Source organism: Sporocytophaga myxococcoides DSM 11118, assembly GCF_000426725.1.
GTDB classification, from domain to species: domain Bacteria; phylum Bacteroidota; class Bacteroidia; order Cytophagales; family Cytophagaceae; genus Sporocytophaga; species Sporocytophaga myxococcoides.
The window spans coordinates 1-1,802 of record NZ_AUFX01000022.1; the positions used below are offsets into that span (position 1 = coordinate 1).

General features: G+C 36.0%; 2 protein-coding genes. Both read right to left on the reverse strand.

The window, feature by feature from the left end; translation table 11 throughout:
- On the reverse strand, positions 1-872 hold an 872-nt coding region (locus K350_RS29460; RefSeq protein ID WP_156027093.1), incomplete at its 3' end, for a hypothetical protein.
- A 501-nt stretch (positions 873-1,373) separates the two neighbouring features.
- Positions 1,374-1,802, reverse strand: a 429-nt coding sequence (locus K350_RS0118280; RefSeq protein ID WP_028981127.1) for an FISUMP domain-containing protein, incomplete at its 5' end; no start/stop codon positions are given.

Genomic DNA, 1,802 nt, shown 5'->3' on the forward strand with positions numbered 1-1,802 from the left:
CTTACCTTTACTGTTTCCGGAAGGCCTGAAATAGTGGGATCATTGGGGGCTGCAATTTTTATTGTTCCTGACAAATCACATCCAATGGAAGAAAGACCTCCAACCTTAATATCTACCTCAGATTTATTATACTTGATTGGTTCTATTTCGAAGCTGTAAATGTGGCAGTTAATGCTTTCTTCAATATCTACATATGCAATATTTAATGCAGGAATTCCTCCGACAGATATTTGAGGCATCTGTGGGCTTGCAGGTTGGCATCCATCTTTTATGAGAACCTGTAAAGGATACTTTTCCTGATTAGCACATATAGGTAACTCTTTGGTGGCTTTAAGGAATATAACTAAACTCTCCTTGTCATTTAATATTTTTAATTCTGTACCTATAGTAGTTTTGCCATTGGAACAGGTACCATTAGTAGGTGTATATGCTATTATATTTTTATATACACCTTCTCCTGCTTCATCACCTTTAAAAATCCAGGAGCTTCCTTGCTTTACCACCAAACCTTTTCCTGATAAATCTTCAAAAGTATAATCATTATCAAATGTGCCATTTGTATTATTAAAAAGATCTTTTAAAATTATTGTTCCTCCCTGAGAAAGATACCTTAGGTAGGAAGGTTTTTCGTTAAGCTTTGGAGATCTTATAAATGTAATCGTTGGGCTGTTTATTTGTTGAGTACTTATGCAACTATTTTCTGTCACCACAAGAGAATAACTGTTAGTTCCAGCTCCTCCATTATCCAATGTTCTTCTAAAAGTTCCATTGCCTTTGTCGTCAAAGCTTACTATTGCCCCACCTTCCCTCCTAAATTCATAAGATATGTCTGGCACGCCATTCACTACAGGCTTGTATGGACTTAATAACAAATCAAAGGACCCATCTCCTTCGTTGTCAAGGCAAACTGTGGTTAAAGGAGCCGAAAGGGTATAGCTGGGGTGAGATGTAACCTTAAATGTTAAAGACTGTTTTCCATATTTTTTGGTAGGATCATCAGGATCTGCTACTATAACTTTTATTACACTATTATTTGTAACATTGAAAATATCAAAGCTGGATTGGTCTGTCTTAACAGGTGTACCTGCATTTAGATACGCATAAAATCTATATTTAGCGCCCCCTGGATTAATACTAAAACCTTGTACATGAATCTTTACAGTTGTAGAAGTTGCCCCCGATTGAAGACAGATATTTGTTCCCCAATTGGTTCCCCATTGCGCAGCTATCGTGAACGTTGCCGTTGTATCCCCCGCTTTGGTATCATAAGCATAACTAGAAGAAAAAATCTTTTCATTTTAACTAGTATTAAAAAGTAAATTAAAAATGAAAACATCCTGCCAATTAAACAGGATGTCAGTTATATTAATATATTAGTTCTTTAGACAACGAACACAAATTGGGCTTTCTTCAAAATTTTTAGCTCGATATACCGAATTATCATTTCTTGAAAAGGACCTCACATATATATCACCATTTGGACTACCGCTAGAAATTTTTGTAGACGTCCAAAGATCTTCATTATTAATTCCTGGCGTAATAATAAAATTAAAACCTAAACCGTCTCCATTTTGCAGCTTTATCCCTATGCCTTTGTCAACGCCTCTTTGCTGACTATATCCAACTTTAGCTGTGTCAACATCCGACATTCCTAAATAATTCTCAAGGATTCTAAAATCCAAATCTGAAGGTAATCTCCAGCCATTTGGACAAGCTACATTTGCCCCCTGCCAAGTATATAACTTACCTCCAGTTGCTGAAGTAGATGAATTACCTTGTGACAATGGACCATCATATCTTAA